This window comes from Roseovarius spongiae (assembly GCF_003651245.1).
Taxonomy (GTDB): domain Bacteria; phylum Pseudomonadota; class Alphaproteobacteria; order Rhodobacterales; family Rhodobacteraceae; genus Roseovarius; species Roseovarius spongiae.
The window spans coordinates 520,429-535,537 of sequence record NZ_RAPE01000002.1; the positions used below are offsets into that span (position 1 = coordinate 520,429).

General features: G+C 66.8%; 16 protein-coding genes. 9 read left to right on the forward strand and 7 right to left on the reverse strand.

What is annotated here, in order from left to right; all coding sequences use genetic code 11:
- Window positions 1-156: 156 nt before the first annotated feature.
- Window positions 157-681: a hypothetical protein gene (locus D6850_RS09290; protein ID WP_121166115.1), complete on the reverse strand. Its 525-nt coding sequence runs from the start codon at window positions 679-681 to the stop codon at window positions 157-159.
- A 142-nt stretch (window positions 682-823) separates the two neighbouring features.
- Between D6850_RS09290 and D6850_RS09295 the strand changes: the two genes are divergently transcribed.
- Window positions 824-1,234, forward strand: a complete 411-nt coding sequence (locus tag D6850_RS09295) for a SufE family protein (RefSeq protein WP_121166117.1) — start codon at window positions 824-826, stop codon at window positions 1,232-1,234.
- Window positions 1,235-1,276: 42 nt separating this feature from the next.
- Here D6850_RS09295 and D6850_RS09300 read toward each other — a convergent pair whose 3' ends face one another.
- From D6850_RS09300 to D6850_RS09305, 3 genes are all read right to left on the reverse strand, one after another.
- Window positions 1,277-1,960: a DUF1638 domain-containing protein gene (locus tag D6850_RS09300; RefSeq protein WP_121166119.1), complete on the reverse strand. Its 684-nt coding sequence runs from the start codon at window positions 1,958-1,960 to the stop codon at window positions 1,277-1,279.
- A 31-nt stretch (window positions 1,961-1,991) separates the two neighbouring features.
- Window positions 1,992-2,165, reverse strand: a complete 174-nt coding sequence (locus D6850_RS19450) for a hypothetical protein (RefSeq protein ID WP_166434030.1) — start codon at window positions 2,163-2,165, stop codon at window positions 1,992-1,994.
- Window positions 2,166-2,288: 123 nt separating this feature from the next.
- Window positions 2,289-2,993, reverse strand: coding sequence for a corrinoid protein (locus D6850_RS09305; RefSeq protein WP_121166121.1), 705 nt, complete (start codon window positions 2,991-2,993; stop codon window positions 2,289-2,291).
- Window positions 2,994-3,224: 231 nt separating this feature from the next.
- Between D6850_RS09305 and D6850_RS09310 the strand changes: the two genes are divergently transcribed.
- Entirely contained in the window at window positions 3,225-4,334 is a 1,110-nt protein-coding gene (locus tag D6850_RS09310; protein ID WP_121166123.1) for a PA0069 family radical SAM protein, read from the forward strand.
- A 64-nt stretch (window positions 4,335-4,398) separates the two neighbouring features.
- Here the strand turns inward: D6850_RS09310 and bmt are convergent, their stop codons facing one another.
- Both bmt and D6850_RS09320 read right to left on the reverse strand, forming a co-directional pair.
- Window positions 4,399-5,409 carry a betaine--homocysteine S-methyltransferase gene (gene bmt / locus D6850_RS09315; RefSeq protein ID WP_121166125.1) on the reverse strand — a complete coding sequence of 337 codons (1,011 nt, stop codon included), beginning with the start codon at window positions 5,407-5,409 and terminating at the stop codon, window positions 4,399-4,401.
- Window positions 5,410-5,495: 86 nt separating this feature from the next.
- The gene (locus tag D6850_RS09320) at window positions 5,496-5,810 is read right to left on the reverse strand and encodes a DUF1476 domain-containing protein (protein ID WP_121166127.1); all 315 of its coding nucleotides are present in this window, start codon (window positions 5,808-5,810) and stop codon (window positions 5,496-5,498) included.
- A gap of 174 nt (window positions 5,811-5,984) precedes the next feature.
- Here D6850_RS09320 and purC point away from each other — a divergent pair, with 174 nt between their 5' ends.
- The 6 genes from purC (at window position 5,985) to D6850_RS09350 (ending at window position 13,996) form a co-directional block, all read left to right on the forward strand.
- The gene (purC, locus tag D6850_RS09325; RefSeq protein ID WP_121166129.1) at window positions 5,985-6,746 is read left to right on the forward strand and encodes a phosphoribosylaminoimidazolesuccinocarboxamide synthase; all 762 of its coding nucleotides are present in this window, start codon (window positions 5,985-5,987) and stop codon (window positions 6,744-6,746) included.
- Window positions 6,747-6,760: 14 nt separating this feature from the next.
- A complete protein-coding gene (gene purS, locus D6850_RS09330) occupies window positions 6,761-7,000 on the forward strand; it encodes a phosphoribosylformylglycinamidine synthase subunit PurS (protein WP_121166131.1) in 240 nt (79 codons plus the stop codon).
- Window positions 7,000-7,668 (forward strand): phosphoribosylformylglycinamidine synthase subunit PurQ, encoded by a 669-nt coding sequence (purQ, locus tag D6850_RS09335; protein ID WP_121166133.1) that lies wholly within the window; start codon window positions 7,000-7,002, stop codon window positions 7,666-7,668. The genes purS and purQ overlap by 1 nt, the downstream gene beginning before the upstream one ends.
- Window positions 7,669-7,715: 47 nt before the next feature.
- Window positions 7,716-9,476: a sensor histidine kinase gene (locus tag D6850_RS09340; RefSeq protein ID WP_121166135.1), complete on the forward strand. Its 1,761-nt coding sequence runs from the start codon at window positions 7,716-7,718 to the stop codon at window positions 9,474-9,476.
- A 28-nt stretch (window positions 9,477-9,504) separates the two neighbouring features.
- Entirely contained in the window at window positions 9,505-10,827 is a 1,323-nt protein-coding gene (locus D6850_RS09345; protein ID WP_121166895.1) for a sigma-54-dependent transcriptional regulator, read from the forward strand.
- A 484-nt stretch (window positions 10,828-11,311) separates the two neighbouring features.
- Window positions 11,312-13,996 (forward strand): Rne/Rng family ribonuclease, encoded by a 2,685-nt coding sequence (locus D6850_RS09350; protein ID WP_121166137.1) that lies wholly within the window; start codon window positions 11,312-11,314, stop codon window positions 13,994-13,996.
- A gap of 42 nt (window positions 13,997-14,038) precedes the next feature.
- Here the strand turns inward: D6850_RS09350 and D6850_RS09355 are convergent, their stop codons facing one another.
- Window positions 14,039-14,260: a sulfurtransferase TusA family protein gene (locus D6850_RS09355; protein ID WP_206019235.1), complete on the reverse strand. Its 222-nt coding sequence runs from the start codon at window positions 14,258-14,260 to the stop codon at window positions 14,039-14,041.
- A 93-nt stretch (window positions 14,261-14,353) separates the two neighbouring features.
- On the opposite strand from D6850_RS09355, the gene D6850_RS09360 reads away from it, so the two are divergent.
- Window positions 14,354-15,106 carry a cytochrome c biogenesis CcdA family protein gene (locus D6850_RS09360; RefSeq protein ID WP_121166141.1) on the forward strand — a complete coding sequence of 251 codons (753 nt, stop codon included), beginning with the start codon at window positions 14,354-14,356 and terminating at the stop codon, window positions 15,104-15,106.
- Window positions 15,107-15,109 lie beyond the last annotated feature (3 nt).

Genomic DNA, 15,109 nt, shown 5'->3' on the forward strand with positions numbered 1-15,109 from the left:
GTAAAGCGCAAATACGAATGGCCCGCAATGCGGCTGTGCGCCCCGCGCTGGCGCGGCGCGATCCGGCGCGCGTCGCCTCGCAGATATCCATGCGCGCCCTTCGGGGGCGGCGTCCATGCCGAGAACCGTGGGGGCGGACCCGGGCGCCGGTCCGGTCTAGCGCCGCGCGCTGCTGAGCGAATTGGTGGCGCCGAGCACGCGGATCGCCTTGACCTTGGTCAGCGTCTGGTCGGTGATGAAGCGGCCCGCGTTGAGCGTGCGGCTGCGTTGCGTGCCCTGGGGAAGGTTGGTGGTCTGCACCGCCTCCATCACGTAGGTCAGCACGCCTTCGACCGGCTCGCCGTCGTTGAGCGCCTTGAGGCGGACGTCATGGCCGCCCTGCCGCAGCGGCACGCCGCTGGCGCGCACGATGGCGCCGCCGGAGGTGCGTTCGATCGTGAGGCCGGTGATCGTGTGCACCGGCGTGCCCTCGTAGAGTTCCTCGTCGGACTTGCGGCGGAAGATGCTGGCGCGCTCTTCGGGGATGAGCGGGTTGGCCGAGTCCGGCGCGGTGGTCTGCACCCGGCGTTCCGTGCGGCTCTTGCCGAACCAGTTGCCGGGGTTCCAGGCCGAGTCGCGAATGCCGCCGCAGGCGCTCAGCAACAGGCACGAAATCAGCAGTGTCGTCGTTGCGCGGCGCATGTTCCGTCCTCAGCCTTTGCAATCCTGGCGCCGACACTAGACCGCCACGGCGGCGTGGGCAAGGCGGGGCGCGGGGCGGGGTGGACGTTTTCGGATCATGCGCTTACCTGTGCCGCATGCAACCGGAACAAGGGGATGCGACATGGCTCAGCCAGCCTTTGACGACATCGTGGCGGATTTCGAGTTTCTCGAGGATTGGGAAGACCGCTATCGCCACGTGATCGAGCTGGGCCGCGCGATGGAGCCGCTTGACGAGGCGCTGAAGGTGCCCGCCACCAAGGTCGACGGCTGCGCCAGCCAGGTCTGGCTGCATCCGCGGATCAACGGCGGTCGGTTCTCGTTCGAGGGGGACAGCGACGCGATGATCGTGCGCGGCCTGATCGCCGTGCTGCGCGCGCTCTATAACGGTCTGCCGGTGGCCGAGGTGCCGCGCGTGGACGCGGGCGGGGAACTGGCGCGGCTCAGCCTGAACGAGCACCTGTCGTCGCAACGCTCCAACGGGCTGCGCGCGATGATCGAACGCATCCGCATCGTCGCCGCCGCCGAAAGCTGAGGCGGCGCAGCGCAGGGGGCATGCCGCGGCAACTGGGTGATTTCAGCCGGGGGACGCGGTCTTGCGCGCCTGGGCCGCCAGCGTGGTGGCGAGGTCGCCGTAGCCGGTGAAGCGGTACTCGAAGTCGAGCCCGAGCCGCGCCGCGCACTCCTGCGCCTTGGCGTAGAGCGCGGGATCCTCCTTCTGGGCCTGGTAGACCAGCTTGGTGTAGTTGCCGAACACCATTTCGAGCAGCTCGGGATGCCGGTCGAGCCCCATCGGTTTCCAGACGAAGGCGTCGAACTGCTTGACCAGAAAATCGGTGAGGTAGAAGGCGGTGATCTCGTCGTCGAGCTCGGCGAAGGCTTCGTTGCCCTCGAAGAAGCTGTAGCAATGCGGGCCGGCGACCATCTCGACGCCCAGCTCGTCGCATTTCGCCTTGAGCAGCCCGCCGGTGCCGCAATCGGCGTAGACCACGAAGATGCGCTCGAAGCGGCCCTCGTTCTCGCGCACGGTTTGCTCCACGGCGGTTGTGATCCGGTCGGGGTGGAGATGCAGCTTGGCCGGCAGGCAGGTCAGCGTCATGTGGTCCCAGCCGTTGGCCCGGATCAAGGCGAGGATCTCGCGCGCCAGCGCGCCGCAGGCGATGAGCAGGATGCGGCCCGCGTCACCGCTCGGGGCCGCAACGGGGGCGAGCCCCTCTTCGGTCAGCGTGGCGTCGCTGGGAAGATGTTCATTCTGTTTCATGCCGTTGCTCCGCCTTGCCGTGGTTCATTGTTCAGTGGCGCTTGCCGGCGCGCCAGACAGTGAGTCGCAAGGCGGCGCAGCCGATCAGCGCGATGGCGAGCGGCGCGGCCGGGGCGGCCGGAACAATGAGCGTCGCGCTCCATATCGTCGCCCCCGCCGCCGCGATGACGCAGGCGAGGATCATGATGAATTTCCCAAGAGGCATGGCGGGTTCCTTTCCCTCTTGCATATAGGCGTGACGAGGCACGAAGAAACCCCGCCCGGGGACACGGGCGGGGTCATGGATCATGCACACTCGCCGCGTGCTTCTATCGTTCTCGGGCGGCGGTCAGGCCGTCACGCCCTGGTTGTGCTTGCGCCCGACGAATTCCTTGGCGGTTTCGACCGCGACGGCGGCGTCGCGGCAATAGGCGTCCGCGCCGATCGCCTTGCCGAATTCCTCGTTGAGCGGGGCGCCGCCCACCAGCACGATGTAATCGTCGCGGATGCCCTGTTCGACCATGGTGTCGATCACCACCTTCATGTAGGGCATCGTCGTGGTCAGCAGCGCCGACATGCCGAGGATGTCCGGGCCTTCGCTTTCCAACGCCTCGAGGTAGGATTCGACCGGGTTGTTGATGCCGAGATCGACCACCTCGAAACCGGCGCCCTCCATCATCATCGACACCAGGTTCTTGCCGATGTCGTGGATGTCGCCCTTGACCGTGCCGATCACCATCTTGCCGACGCGCGGCGCGCCGGTTTCGGCCAGCAGGGGCTTGAGGATGGCCATGCCGCCCTTCATCGCGTTGGCGGCGAGCAGCACCTCGGGGACGAAGAGGATCCCGTCGCGGAAGTCCTTGCCGACGATGGTCATGCCCCCGACCAGCGCCTCGGTGAGCACCCTGTAGGGTTCCCAGCCGCGCTCCAGGAGGATGTTCACGCCTTCCTCGATCTCTTCCTTGAGACCGTCATAGAGGTCGTCGAACATCTGCTGGACGAGTTCCTCGTCGTCCAGTTCCGACAGGATGATGTCGTCTTCTTCTTCCGACATGGATGCTATCCCCATAGTGTTGAGGCCCTTGAGGACCGCGTGTTTCCCAAGCCAGCTTTGGGTCTTTTGCCGGCGCCTGACTTAGCGAAATGCGACACTGGCCGCGCTTCTTCCGACCTTTAGCCCGGATTCGCTCCGGGGCGGAGCGGCAATCGCGCGAAATCACGTGAAAAATAGTCAGGATGATCATGACTTGTTGCGCAGGTTCATGTTTCGTTCTATCTTTGCCCCATGTCGCATCACCAGAGCCTTCCCATCGATCAGCGCATCGCCGGACGCGGCGCCGTCAGCAACCGGGCGGGCCGGTATGAGCGATGCGAGCGGCGGTACGAGGCGGACGGCTGGCCCGGCGACGGGGTCGGCGACGGGGCCGGGCAGGGGCCCGAGCGGGTGCTGCGCACCGAAACGACGATCGAGGCGCCGCGCCGGGTCATCACCTACAACCGCTCGCCCGACCTGCCGTTCGACCGCTCGATCAATCCCTACCGGGGATGCGAGCATGGCTGCGTCTACTGTTTCGCGCGGCCCACCCACGCCTGGCTGGGCCTGTCGGCGGGGCTCGACTTCGAAACGCGGCTGGTGGCGCGCCCCGAGGCGCCCGCGCGGCTGCGGGCTGAACTGCGTCACCGGACCTACACGCCCAGGACCATCGCCATCGGGACCAATACCGATCCCTATCAACCCATCGAGAAGACGCACGGGGTGACGCGCGGGGTGCTCGAGGTGCTGCGCGATTTCCGCCATCCGGTCGGGATCGTGACCAAGGGGACGCTCATCGAGCGCGACATCGACATCCTGCGCGACATGGCGCGCGACCGGCTGGTGCGGGTCGGGATCTCGGTCACGACGCTGGACCCGGCGCTGTCGCGGCGGCTCGAGCCGCGCGCGCCCGCGCCGGCGCGCCGCCTGGCCACGATCCGCGCGCTGAGCGCGGCGGGGATCGAGGTGCGGATCATGACCTCTCCGCTGATCCCGGGCCTCACCGATCACGAGCTCGAATCGATGCTCGAGGCGGGCCGGGACGCCGGCGCGGTCGCGGCGAGCTGGATCATGCTGCGCCTGCCGCGGGAGGTTTCGCCGCTCTTTCGCGAATGGCTGGCGACGCATTATCCGGATCGCCTGAACCGCGTCATGGGTCACGTGCGCGCCATGCATGGCGGCAAGGATTACGACGCGCGCTGGGACCGGCGGATGCGCGGGACCGGCCCCTATGCCGGTATTGTCGCTCAGCGGTTCAGCAAGGCCGCGCGGCGGCTGGGACTGGACCGGGCGCTGGCGCCGTTGCGCACGGATCTCTTCCGCGCGCCGGTCGAGAACGGCGACCAGATGGAGTTGTTCTGAAACGGCGCCGTACAAGGCTTTTGAAGCAAAAGCCTTGCCAATTCTCTTGGCAAGAGAATTGCGCTCAGCGGCGGCGGCGAGAACGGCGCGAGGGTTGCGGGCTGTCGTCGCCGGTGCCGTCCACCGCCGAGGAGAACGCGCCGAGCGTCTGGGTGATCTGCTCGAGCGTCGGGCGCGGGCCGCGGTCGCGGGTTTCCAGCGCCGCGCGCATCTTGGTGAGGTGCTCGGGCATGGTGCCGCAGCAGCCGCCGATGATCGTCGCGCCAGCATCCCGCGCGAGGCAGGCGTATTCGGCCATCAATTCGGGCGTGCCGTCGTAATGGATGTGCCCGTCCACGTATTTCGGGATGCCCGCGTTGCCCTTGGCGACGATCGGGCGTTCGCTTCCCTGCGCGACGAAGCCCAGCACGGTGCGCAGCAGGTCGGAGGCGCCGACGCCGCAATTCGCGCCGTAGGCCAGCGGCGCGTGGTCGAGCGTCTCGACCATGTGGGCCATGTCCGAGGAGGTCATGCCCATCATCGTGCGCCCGGCGGTGTCGAAGCTCATCGTGCCGCACCAGGGCATGCCAGCGAGGCGAAACGCCTCGGCCGCGGCCTTGTATTCCTCTGGCGCTGAAATCGTCTCGAGCCAGCAGACATCCGCGCCGCCCTCTTTCAGCCCCTCGGCCTGTTCGTGGAAAATCTCGACGGCGAGCTCATGGGTGAGCGCGCCCATCGGGGCCATGATCTCGCCCGTGGGGCCGACCGAGCCGGCGACCACGATATCGCGGTCGGTCCTGTCGGCCACCTCGCGGCCCAGTTCGGCGGCGATGCGGCTGAGTTCGCGCGCGCGCTTCTGCGCGCCGTGCAGCTTCAGCCGCGCGGCGTTGCCGCCGAACGAGTTGGTCAGGAACAGATCGCTCCCCGCGTCGACGGCCATCCGGTAGAGCTTCGTGATCCGGTCGGGATGCCAGTCGTTCCACATCTCGGGCGCCTCGCCCGATTCCAGGCCCATGTTGAACAGGTTGGTGCCGGTCGCCCCGTCGGCGAGAATCCATTCGCGGGCGGCGATCATGCGGGCAAGCGCGTTGGTCATCAATCTCTCCTGGGACTGCTGCGCGTCTTTTGTCACGGCCGCGTCCGCGCTGCAAACCTGTAATCGGGGCGGGGCGCCCCGGACCTTCAGTTTTCCTCGATTAATTGCGCCATGGCCTCGGCCAACAGTTCCTCCATCTTGGCGCGGATCGTGTCGGGATCGGCCCGGTCGCCGAGATCGGCGGCGACCTTGCGCACGACGTCCTCGTGGCCGGCCTCTTCGAAATCGGCGCGGATCACTTCCTGCGCGTAGGCCTGCGCGTCGTCGCCGGTCTTGCCCATCAGGTCGGCGGCCCAGAGGCCCAGCAGCTTGTTCCGGCGCGCTTCGGCCCTGAACTTCATCTGTTCGTCATGGGCGAACTTGTTCTCGAATGCGTTCTTTCGTTCATCGAATGTGGTCACGGTGTCAAATCCCTCTCCTGCAGGCGTGGCGTTGTCCCCAGATATGGCCGCGGGCGCGCGCGACCGCAAGGGTTTCGCGCGACCTTGCGGCAGTGCGGCGCATGGACTATGAGGACGCCATGGAACGCGGGGGGCCATCGCCCGCCCGCCGTTCCCGGCACCGATGGAGTTGTCATGGCGCGTCGCAAGAAAATCTACGAAGGCAAGGCGAAAACCCTCTACGAGGGGCCCGAGCCGGGGACCATCGTCCAGTATTTCAAGGACGACGCCACCGCGTTCAACGCCGAGAAGAAGGCGGTGATCGAGGGCAAGGGGGTGCTCAACAACATCCTCAGCGAATATTTCATGACCGGGCTCAACAACATCGGCGTGCCGACCCATTTCCTCAAGCGGCTCAACATGCGCGAGCAGCTGGTGCGCGCGGTCGAGATCATCCCGCTGGAGGTGATCGTGCGCAATTACGCCGCCGGCAGCATGGCCAAGCGGCTGGGGCTGGACGAGGGCGCGCAACTGCCGCGCCCGATCGTGGAATACTGTCTCAAGGACGACGCGCTTGGCGATCCGCTGGTCACCGAGGAGCATATCGCCGCCTTCAACTGGGCCAGCCAGCAGGACATGGACGACATGCTGAGCCTCGCGCTGCGCGTCAACGACTTCCTGTCAGGGGTGATGTTCGGCGTGGGCATCCGGCTGATCGACTTCAAGATCGAGATCGGCCGCGTCTATGACGGCGATTTCCAGCGCCTCATCGTCGCCGACGAGATCAGCCCGGATTCCTGCCGTCTCTGGGACATCGAGACCGGCCAGAAGCTCGACAAGGACGTGTTCCGCCGCGATCTCGGCAACCTGACGGACGCCTATACCGAAGTGGCCAAGCGTCTTGGCGTGCTGCCCAAGGGCGCGACGCCGATGGCGCGGCCGACACTCATCAACTGAAAGGCCATGACGCGATGAAGGCACGGGTGCATATCATGCTGAAGAACGGCGTTCTCGACCCGCAGGGCGAGGCGGTGCGCCACGCGCTGGGAAGCCTCGGCTTTGACGGCGTCAACGGCGTGCGCCAGGGCAAGGTGATCGAACTCGACCTTACCGAAACCGACGCCGACCGTGCGCGCGAAAGCGTGACCGCCATGTGCGAGAAGCTGCTCGCCAATACCGTGATCGAAAGCTATTCGGTGGAGATCGCCTGATGCATGCCGCCGTGATCGTTTTCCCGGGGTCGAACTGCGATCGCGATCTCGCCGTCGCGTTCGAACGCGCGGGGGCGCGCGTGTCGATGGTCTGGCACAAGGACACGGAACTGCCCGCGGGCGTCGATCTGATCGCCGTGCCGGGGGGCTTTTCGTTCGGGGATTACCTGCGCTGCGGCGCGATCGCGGCCAATTCGCCGATCTGCCGCTCGGTCGTGGCGCATGCGCGCAAGGGGGGTCATGTCCTTGGGATCTGCAACGGCTTCCAGGTGCTGACCGAAACCGGGCTGCTGCCCGGCGCGCTGTTGCGCAACGCGCGGCTGAAATACGTCTGCAAACCGGTGCATTTGCAGGTTACGACCGCCGAGTCCGTCTATACGCGCGGCTTTGATGCGGGGCAGGTCATCACGGTTCCGGTGGCGCATCACGACGGCAATTACCACTGCGGCGACGAAACCCTCGCGCGGCTGCGCGGCGAGGACCGGATCGCGTTCCGCTACGTGGACAACCCGAACGGGTCGGTGGACCACATCGCCGGCATCCTGTCGGAAAACCGCCGCGTGCTGGGCATGATGCCCCATCCCGAGCGGATGGCCGAACCCGCGCATGGCGGGACCGACGGCGCGTCGATGTTCACCGGGCTGGTGGATGCGCTCGTCGCCGCGTGAGGCGCCAAGGCCTTGAGGCGGGGCGCGCGCGCGCTTAACCTGACAGGATGAACACGCAAGCGCCCCCTCGCGGAAAACAGTGGACGCGCACGACAGGCTGGCGCGTGCGCGTGCTCCTGCTGGTGATGACGCTGGCGGCGGTCGCGACGGTCTATGTCACCAACCGGCTGCTGACCGACCGGTTCACCCAGAACACCCGCAACCGGGCCGAGCTGCGCCTCGTGCTCTATTCCGGCAACCTGCTGAGCGAACTGCGCCAGAACGCCATCGTTCCGCAGCTTCTCGCGCGGGATCCCGCGCTGATTTCAGCCCTCAATTCAGGCGATTACCAGCTTTCGACGCAGCGGCTCATCTCGTTCGTGACCGAGATCAGCGCAGCCTCCCTCACCCTGCTGGACAAGGACGGGCGCACCGTCGCCTCGACCGACCGCAACTCGATCGGGGAAAGCCATCGCGCGGCGCCCTACTACGTCGACGCGGTCCGCTCGAAGGACACGGTTTTCAAGGTCTTGCAGCGCGAAACGGGCAAGTACGACTTCTTCTACTCCCGCCGCATCGAGAGCCAGGGCAACCTTGTCGGGGTCATCGTGGTCGAGATCGACCTGGCCAAGTTCGAACGCGCCTGGGCGGGGATTTCCGATGCGGTGCTGGTGACCGACAGCGAAGGCGTCATCATCCTGTCGACCGAGCCGCGCTGGCGCGGGCTGACCGAGGCCGAGGCGCTGCATCACGAACCGGTCGCCAGCGCCATCGAGCGCGCGATTCAGGCCACCGCCGACTGGACGCAACTGCCCGCCGACGCCTACGTCAAGGGCGAGGCGGTGATGCGCGTCGAGGGGCGCGTGGCGTTTCGCGGCTGGCGCATCGCCAGCTTCACCACCTACGCGAGCGTGCGCGAGAAGGTGAACGGGTTTCTCGCGCTCGAGATCATGGGTTTTGCGATTCTGCTGGCGCTGGCGTTCTATTTCCTCAACCGCAAGACGGCGGTGCGCGCCGCCCTGTTCCAGCGCGAATCGGCAGAGCTTCGCGCATTGAACAGGCGGTTGCAGCGGGAAATCGCCGAGCGCGAAAGGGTGCAGGAGAACCTCGCCGTGGCCGAACAGACGCTGGCGCAAAGCTCCAAGCTCGCCGCGCTGGGCGAGATGTCGGCCGCCGTCAGCCACGAGCTGAACCAGCCGCTGGCGGCGATGAAGACCTATCTGGCGGGCGCGCGCCTGCTGATCAGCCGCCACCGCCCGGAGGAGGCGCTGTCGTCGTTCCAGCGGATCGACGACCTGATCGAGCGGATGGGCGCGATCACCCGGCAGCTCAAGAGCTACGCGCGCCACGCGGGCAACACGTTCGAGCCCGTCAACATGGGCGATTCGCTGGCTTCCGCGCTCGCGATGATGGAGCCGCAACTGCGCCAACGACGCGTCACCATCGACCAGGCGCTGCCTGACACGCCGGTGATGGTGATGGGCGACCGCGTGCGCATCGAACAAGTCATGGTGAACCTGTTGCGCAACGCGCTTGATGCGACCGAGGGGGTGGAGGACGCGCAGATCGACATCGTGCTGGCGGCGGGCGACACTGCCACGCTGTCGCTGCGCGACAACGGTCACGGCATCGAGGATACCGACAACCTGTTCGAGCCGTTCTACACGACCAAGCAGCCCGGCGACGGCGTTGGGCTGGGGCTTGCCATTTCCTCGGGGATCGTGAACGACCTCGGGGGCCGTCTCACCGCGCGAAACGCCGTCGCGGGGGGGGCTGTTTTCGAGATGCAGCTGCCTATCTTGAACGCGGAGAGCCAGGCAGCGGAATGATGCGGAGGATGGACCCGTGGCCAATGCGATGAAGATTGCGATCATCGACGACGAGAAGGACATGCGCCAGTCGATCAGCCAGTGGCTGGCGCTGTCGGGCTATGACACCGAGACATTCGCGAGCGCGGAGGACGCGCTCAAGAAGCTCGGACCGGACTACCCCGGCATCGTGGTCAGCGACATCAAGATGCCCGGCATGGACGGGATGCAGTTTCTCAAGAAGCTGATGGGCGCGGACAGTTCACTGCCCGTCATCATGATCACCGGTCACGGCGACGTGCCGATGGCGGTCGAGGCGATGCGCGTCGGGGCCTACGATTTCCTGGAAAAGCCGTTCAATCCGGACCGCATGACCGAACTGGCCAAGAAGGCGACCAACGCGCGCCGGCTCACGCTCGACAACCGGGCGCTGCGGCGTGAATTGTCGGACGGCACCCAACTGATGAAGAAGCTCATCGGCTCGTCCCCGGTAATGGAGCGGCTGAAGGAGGATATCCTCGATCTCGGTCAGGCCGACGGCCACGTGCTGATCGACGGCGAGACGGGGACCGGCAAGACATTGGTGGCCCACGCGCTGCACGCCGCCGGCGCGCGCGCCGGCAAGAAATTCGTGCTCGTGTCCTGCGGCGCCCATGAGGAGGATGCGCTGCTCAAGCGGCTCTTCGGCCCGATGAACCCCGAGGACACCCGCCTTCCGGCGGTCGAGGAGGCGCGCGGCGGCACGCTCGTGCTTGAGGATATCGAGGTGCTGAGCGACGCCGCGCAGGCGCGGCTGCTGACCTATCTCAACGAGGAGGGCACGCCGCCCGAGACCCGCATCGTCGCGATCTCCAACCTCCAGGACGAGGGTCGGACCTCCGAGGACGCGCTGCGCTCTGATCTGTTCTACCGGCTCGCCAGCCTGCGCATCACCGTGCCGCCGCTGCGCCAGCGCGGCGAGGATATCCTGACGCTGTTCACCCGCTTCGCGGACCAGTTCGCCGACGATTACGGCTGCGACGCGCCCCAGGTCAGCGCGCAGGAGGCCGCGCAGCTCTTGCAGGCGCCTTGGCCGGGCAACGTGCGCCAGCTCTTCAACGTGGCCGAACGCGCGGTTCTGCAATCGCGCCGCGGCTCGGGCACCATCGTGTCGCTGCTGATGTCCGACCACCAAGAGATGCAGCCGGTGATGACCACCGAGGGCAAGCCGCTCAAGGAGTATGTCGAGGCGTTCGAGCGGATGCTGATCGACAACACCATGCGCCGCCACAAGGGCTCGATCGCCGCCGTGATGGAGGAACTCTGCCTGCCACGCCGCACCCTGAACGAGAAGATGGCGAAATACGGCCTGCAACGCTCCGACTACCTCTGAGGCGGGCGGCTCTTCTTCTTGCTGGCAATATTCACGGGGGTCCGGGGCAGGGCCCCCGGCCGGTCGCCGCGCCACGCGCGGCGAAACGGGGTCGCATTTTGCCCATTGTCATTGCCTGCCCGCACCGATTAGAATGATTACAGGACATAGCGCCGCAGTTCGGCCGCGTCCTTCGAGATTCGCTGTTTCAGACAATTTCAGGATATGCATCCGTTATATCTGAGCAGGCCGATTGGATCCCGAAATACGGGATCACATGTACGCCCGGCCCTCGCTCCGCGGGGTTGCCGGGTCCTGAATGGGCGCCCCAGAGGCGCCGGAGAAGAACCGCGATGAGACGCGCGAAACAGCGACAGGCATTTGGCGGGGCGGCGCACGGCGCGCCCGCAGCGCCCTGTCGGCGCGTCATCGCCCTCAATAGACACCCCTGGCGATCCGCGGCCCCACCGGGGCGGGCGGGTGCGTTCGGGTGCAGACGGAACTTATGCCCAAGAAAATGCTTATCGACGCCACCCACGCGGAGGAAACCCGCGTCGTGGTGGTGGACGGAAACAAGGTCGAGGAATTCGACTTTGAATCGGAAAACAAACGCCAGCTCGCCGGCAACATCTATCTCGCCAAGGTAACGCGGGTCGAACCGTCGCTTCAGGCGGCGTTCGTGGATTACGGCGGCAACCGCCACGGCTTTCTCGCCTTCTCGGAAATTCACCCGGATTACTACCAGATCCCCATCGCCGACCGCGAGGCGCTGATGGAGGAGGAACGCGCCTACGCCGAGGCCCAGAAAGCCAGGGCCGAGGAGGACGAGGACGGCAAGCCCAAGCGCCGTTCGCGCGGCGGGCGCAGCCGCTCGAAAGCCGCGAAGACCGACACGGACGACGCCGTCCAGAGCGGCGACATCTCGGGGATGGAGACGATCGACAGCGACGACGAGGAAGGCTCCTCGCCGATGGAGCGTGTCGGCGAAACCCCCGTGGAGGAACCCGAGGGCCACTCCGAAACGCCGGACGCGACGGGCGGCGAGGACCACGCCCGGAACGGCGACAGTGACGACAACGGCGATGACAACGGCGACGCCAGCGACGACAACGGCGATGACGTCAACGGCGATGACGATACCCGCGCGGCCAGCAAGGATTCCGACATCGAGGTGGTCGCCGACGAGGACGATCACGACGACATCCGCCCGCCGCGCAAGCCGCGGCCGCGCAAATACAAGATCCAGGAGGTCATCAAGGTCCGCCAGATCCTGCTGGTGCAGGTCGTCAAGGAGGAACGCGGCAACAAGGGCGCCGCGCTGACCACCTATCTCAGCCTCGCCGGGCGCTACTGCGTGCTGATGCCCAACACGGCCCGCGGCGGCGGGATTTCCCGCAAGATCACCAATGCGCCCGACCGCAAGAAGCTCAAGGAGATCGCGAGCGAGATCGACGTGCCGCAGGGCGCGGGCCTGATCGTGCGCACCGCGGGCGCCAAGCGCACCAAGACCGAGATCAAGCGCGATTACGAATATCTCCAACGTCTGTGGGAGCAGATCCGCGAACTGACGCTGAAATCCATCGCGCCGGCCAAGATCTACGAGGAAGGCGACCTCATCAAGCGTTCGATCCGCGACCTCTACAACCGCGAGATCGACGAGGTGCTGGTCGAGGGCGAGCGCGGCTATCGCATCGCCAAGGACTTCATGAAGATGATCATGCCGTCCCACGCGAAGAACGTGAAACACTACCAGGACACGATGCCGCTTTTCGCGCGCCACCAGGTCGAAAGCTACCTCTCGGCGATGTTCAACCCCACGGTGCAGCTCAAATCCGGCGGCTACATCGTGATCGGCGTGACCGAGGCGCTGGTCGCGATCGACGTGAACTCCGGCCGCGCCACCAAGGAAGGCTCGATCGAGGAGACCGCGCTCAAGACCAACCTCGAGGCCGCCGAGGAAGTGGCGCGGCAACTGCGTCTGCGCGACCTTGCCGGGCTGATCGTGATCGACTTCATCGACATGGACGAGCGCAAGAACAACGCGGCCGTCGAGAAGCGGATGAAGGACAAGCTGAAGACCGACCGCGCGCGCATCCAGGTGAGCCGCATCTCGGGATTCGGCCTGATGGAGATGAGCCGCCAGCGCCTGCGCCCCGGCATGATCGAGGCCACGACGCAGCCTTGCCCCGCCTGCCACGGCACCGGCCTGATCCGTTCGGACGACAACCTGTCGCTCAACATCCTGCGCCAGATCGAGGAGGAGGGCGTGCGCCGCCGCTCGCGCGAGGTGCTGGTCAAGGCGCCCGTCGGCGTCGCCAACTTCCTGATGAACCAGAAGCGCGAGCATGTCGCGAGGATCGAGGCGCGCTATGGCCTGTCGGTGCGCATAGAGGGCGACCCGTCGCTCGTCAGCCCCGACTTCAGCCTGGAGAAGTTCAAGACCGCCACCCGCGCCGTTCCCGAAGCGGCGGCGCCGGTGGTGTCGGTCGACAGTTCGCTGATGGACGACGTCGACGACGACCAGGCCGAGACTGACGATCAGGATCGCGACGATCAGGCCGATGCCGACAACGGCAACGAAAACGGCAATGGTAACGGCAACGGTGAAGGGGATGGCAAGTCCAAGAAGCGCCGCCGCCGCCGGCGCAGCCGCGGACGGGGCGGCAAGTCCCGGAACGATGGCGAGAACGGCAACGGCGCCGGCGACAACGCGGAGGGTGACGCCTCGCGCGGGGGCGACGGCAATGGCGGGGACGACGCAAGGAGCGACGAGAAGCCCGCCGAGGCGCCCGCGCCGGAAAAGGCCGCCAAGGCCGATGACGGCGCGGATGCGCAGGAAAAACCCAAGCCCAAGCGCACCCGTGCCCCGCGCAAGAAGCCCGAGGCCGCCGCGGCGGCGGGCGATGGCGGCGACGCGGCGCAGGCTGTTGAAGCGGCCCAAAGCGGCGATACGCCCCAAAGCGGCGATACGCCCGATGGCGCCGCCCCCAAGGAAGACGCCAAGCCCAAGCGCACCCGCACCCGCGCCCCGCGCAAGAAGCCCGAAGAGACGCCGGCGGCGGAATCGACGCCCGAACCGGCCCCCGAGCCGCAACCCGAACCCGCCGACGCCAGCCCCGAACCGGCGGCCGAGAGCGACTCGCAGGACGCCAAGCCCAAACGCCGGGGGTGGTGGTCGCTGGGGCGCTGACGCATCTTCGGGGCTTTTTTGCAAGGGCGGTCTGACGGTTTGTCAGCCGCCCTTGCGCACGACATAGACATCCGCATCCCCGGCGCGGCTGTGGGAGACGAGTTCATGCCCGGCCTCGGCGCAGAAATGCGGCACGTCGATCACGGCCGCCGGATCGTCGGCGCGCATCTCGATCGTGTCGCCGGGGGCGAGGGCGCGCAGCCGCTTGCGCAGCTTGAGCACGGGCAGGGGGCAGATGAGCCCGGTGGCGTCGAGCGTGTCCATGTCCCGCGGGATAATCGGCCTGCGGCGAACAGTCCACAGGGATGTGAGCGACGCCCCGGTGACGCCGCCCGCGATATCGGCTAAGCGAGGACCATGTTCGGAATCGAAATCATGGACGCGAGCCTTCTGCCCGCGATGATCGTGGCGCTGGCGGCGGGGCTCATCTCGTTCCTGAGCCCCTGCGTGTTGCCCATCGTGCCGCCCTACCTCGCCTACATGAGCGGCGTCACGGTGGCTGATCTCAGCGAGGGCGGACAGGCGCGCAACCGCGCGGTGCTGCCGGCGCTGTTCTTCGTGCTGGGGCTATCGACGATCTTCCTGCTGCTGGGGTTCGCGGCCTCGGCCGTGGGCGCGTTGTTCCTGCAATACCAGGGCGTTTTCAACGCGGTGGCGGGCGTTCTTGTGATGATCTTCGGGGCGCATTTCGTCGGCGTCTACCGCATCGGGTTCCTCGACCGGGAGGCGCGGATCGACGCGGGCGACCGGGGCGGCAGCGCGTTCGGCGCCTACGTGCTGGGCCTCGCCTTCGCCTTTGGCTGGACGCCCTGCATCGGCCCGCAACTGGGCGCGATCCTGAGCCTCGCGGCCTCCGAGGCGTCAGTCGGGCGCGGCACGGTCCTTCTGGCGGTCTACGCGATCGGCCTTGGCGTCCCGTTCCTGCTGGTCGCGGCCTTCCTTCCGCGGCTTACCGGGTTCATGGGCTGGATGAAGCGGCACATGGAGCAGATCGAGCGCATCATGGGCCTGCTGCTCTGGACCATCGGCCTGTTGATGCTGACCGGCGGGTTCTCGGCCTTCGCGTTCTGGCTGCTCGAGGTGTTCCCGGGGCTGGCGCTGCTGGGCTGAGCC

Bases quoted from the DNA above. Each gene is read 5' to 3' on its own strand.
- D6850_RS19450 (WP_166434030.1), bottom strand. From the start codon at position 2,165: ATGCCTCTTGGGAAATTCATCATGATCCTCGCCTGCGTCATCGCGGCG.
- purS (WP_121166131.1), top strand. From the start codon at position 6,761: ATGAAGGCACGGGTGCATATCATGCTGAAGAACGGCGTTCTCGACCCG.
- purC (WP_121166129.1), top strand. From the start codon at position 5,985: ATGGCGCGTCGCAAGAAAATCTACGAAGGCAAGGCGAAAACCCTCTAC.
- bmt (WP_121166125.1), bottom strand. From the start codon at position 5,409: ATGACCAACGCGCTTGCCCGCATGATCGCCGCCCGCGAATGGATTCTC.
- D6850_RS09310 (WP_121166123.1), top strand. From the start codon at position 3,225: ATGTCGCATCACCAGAGCCTTCCCATCGATCAGCGCATCGCCGGACGC.
- D6850_RS09350 (WP_121166137.1), top strand. From the start codon at position 11,312: ATGCCCAAGAAAATGCTTATCGACGCCACCCACGCGGAGGAAACCCGC.
- D6850_RS09305 (WP_121166121.1), bottom strand. From the start codon at position 2,993: ATGTCGGAAGAAGAAGACGACATCATCCTGTCGGAACTGGACGACGAG.
- D6850_RS09345 (WP_121166895.1), top strand. From the start codon at position 9,505: ATGAAGATTGCGATCATCGACGACGAGAAGGACATGCGCCAGTCGATC.
- D6850_RS09355 (WP_206019235.1), bottom strand. From the start codon at position 14,260: ATGGACACGCTCGACGCCACCGGGCTCATCTGCCCCCTGCCCGTGCTC.
- D6850_RS09360 (WP_121166141.1), top strand. From the start codon at position 14,354: ATGTTCGGAATCGAAATCATGGACGCGAGCCTTCTGCCCGCGATGATC.
- D6850_RS09300 (WP_121166119.1), bottom strand. From the start codon at position 1,960: ATGAAACAGAATGAACATCTTCCCAGCGACGCCACGCTGACCGAAGAG.
- D6850_RS09295 (WP_121166117.1), top strand. From the start codon at position 824: ATGGCTCAGCCAGCCTTTGACGACATCGTGGCGGATTTCGAGTTTCTC.
- D6850_RS09340 (WP_121166135.1), top strand. From the start codon at position 7,716: ATGAACACGCAAGCGCCCCCTCGCGGAAAACAGTGGACGCGCACGACA.
- D6850_RS09290 (WP_121166115.1), bottom strand. From the start codon at position 681: ATGCGCCGCGCAACGACGACACTGCTGATTTCGTGCCTGTTGCTGAGC.
- purQ (WP_121166133.1), top strand. From the start codon at position 7,000: ATGCATGCCGCCGTGATCGTTTTCCCGGGGTCGAACTGCGATCGCGAT.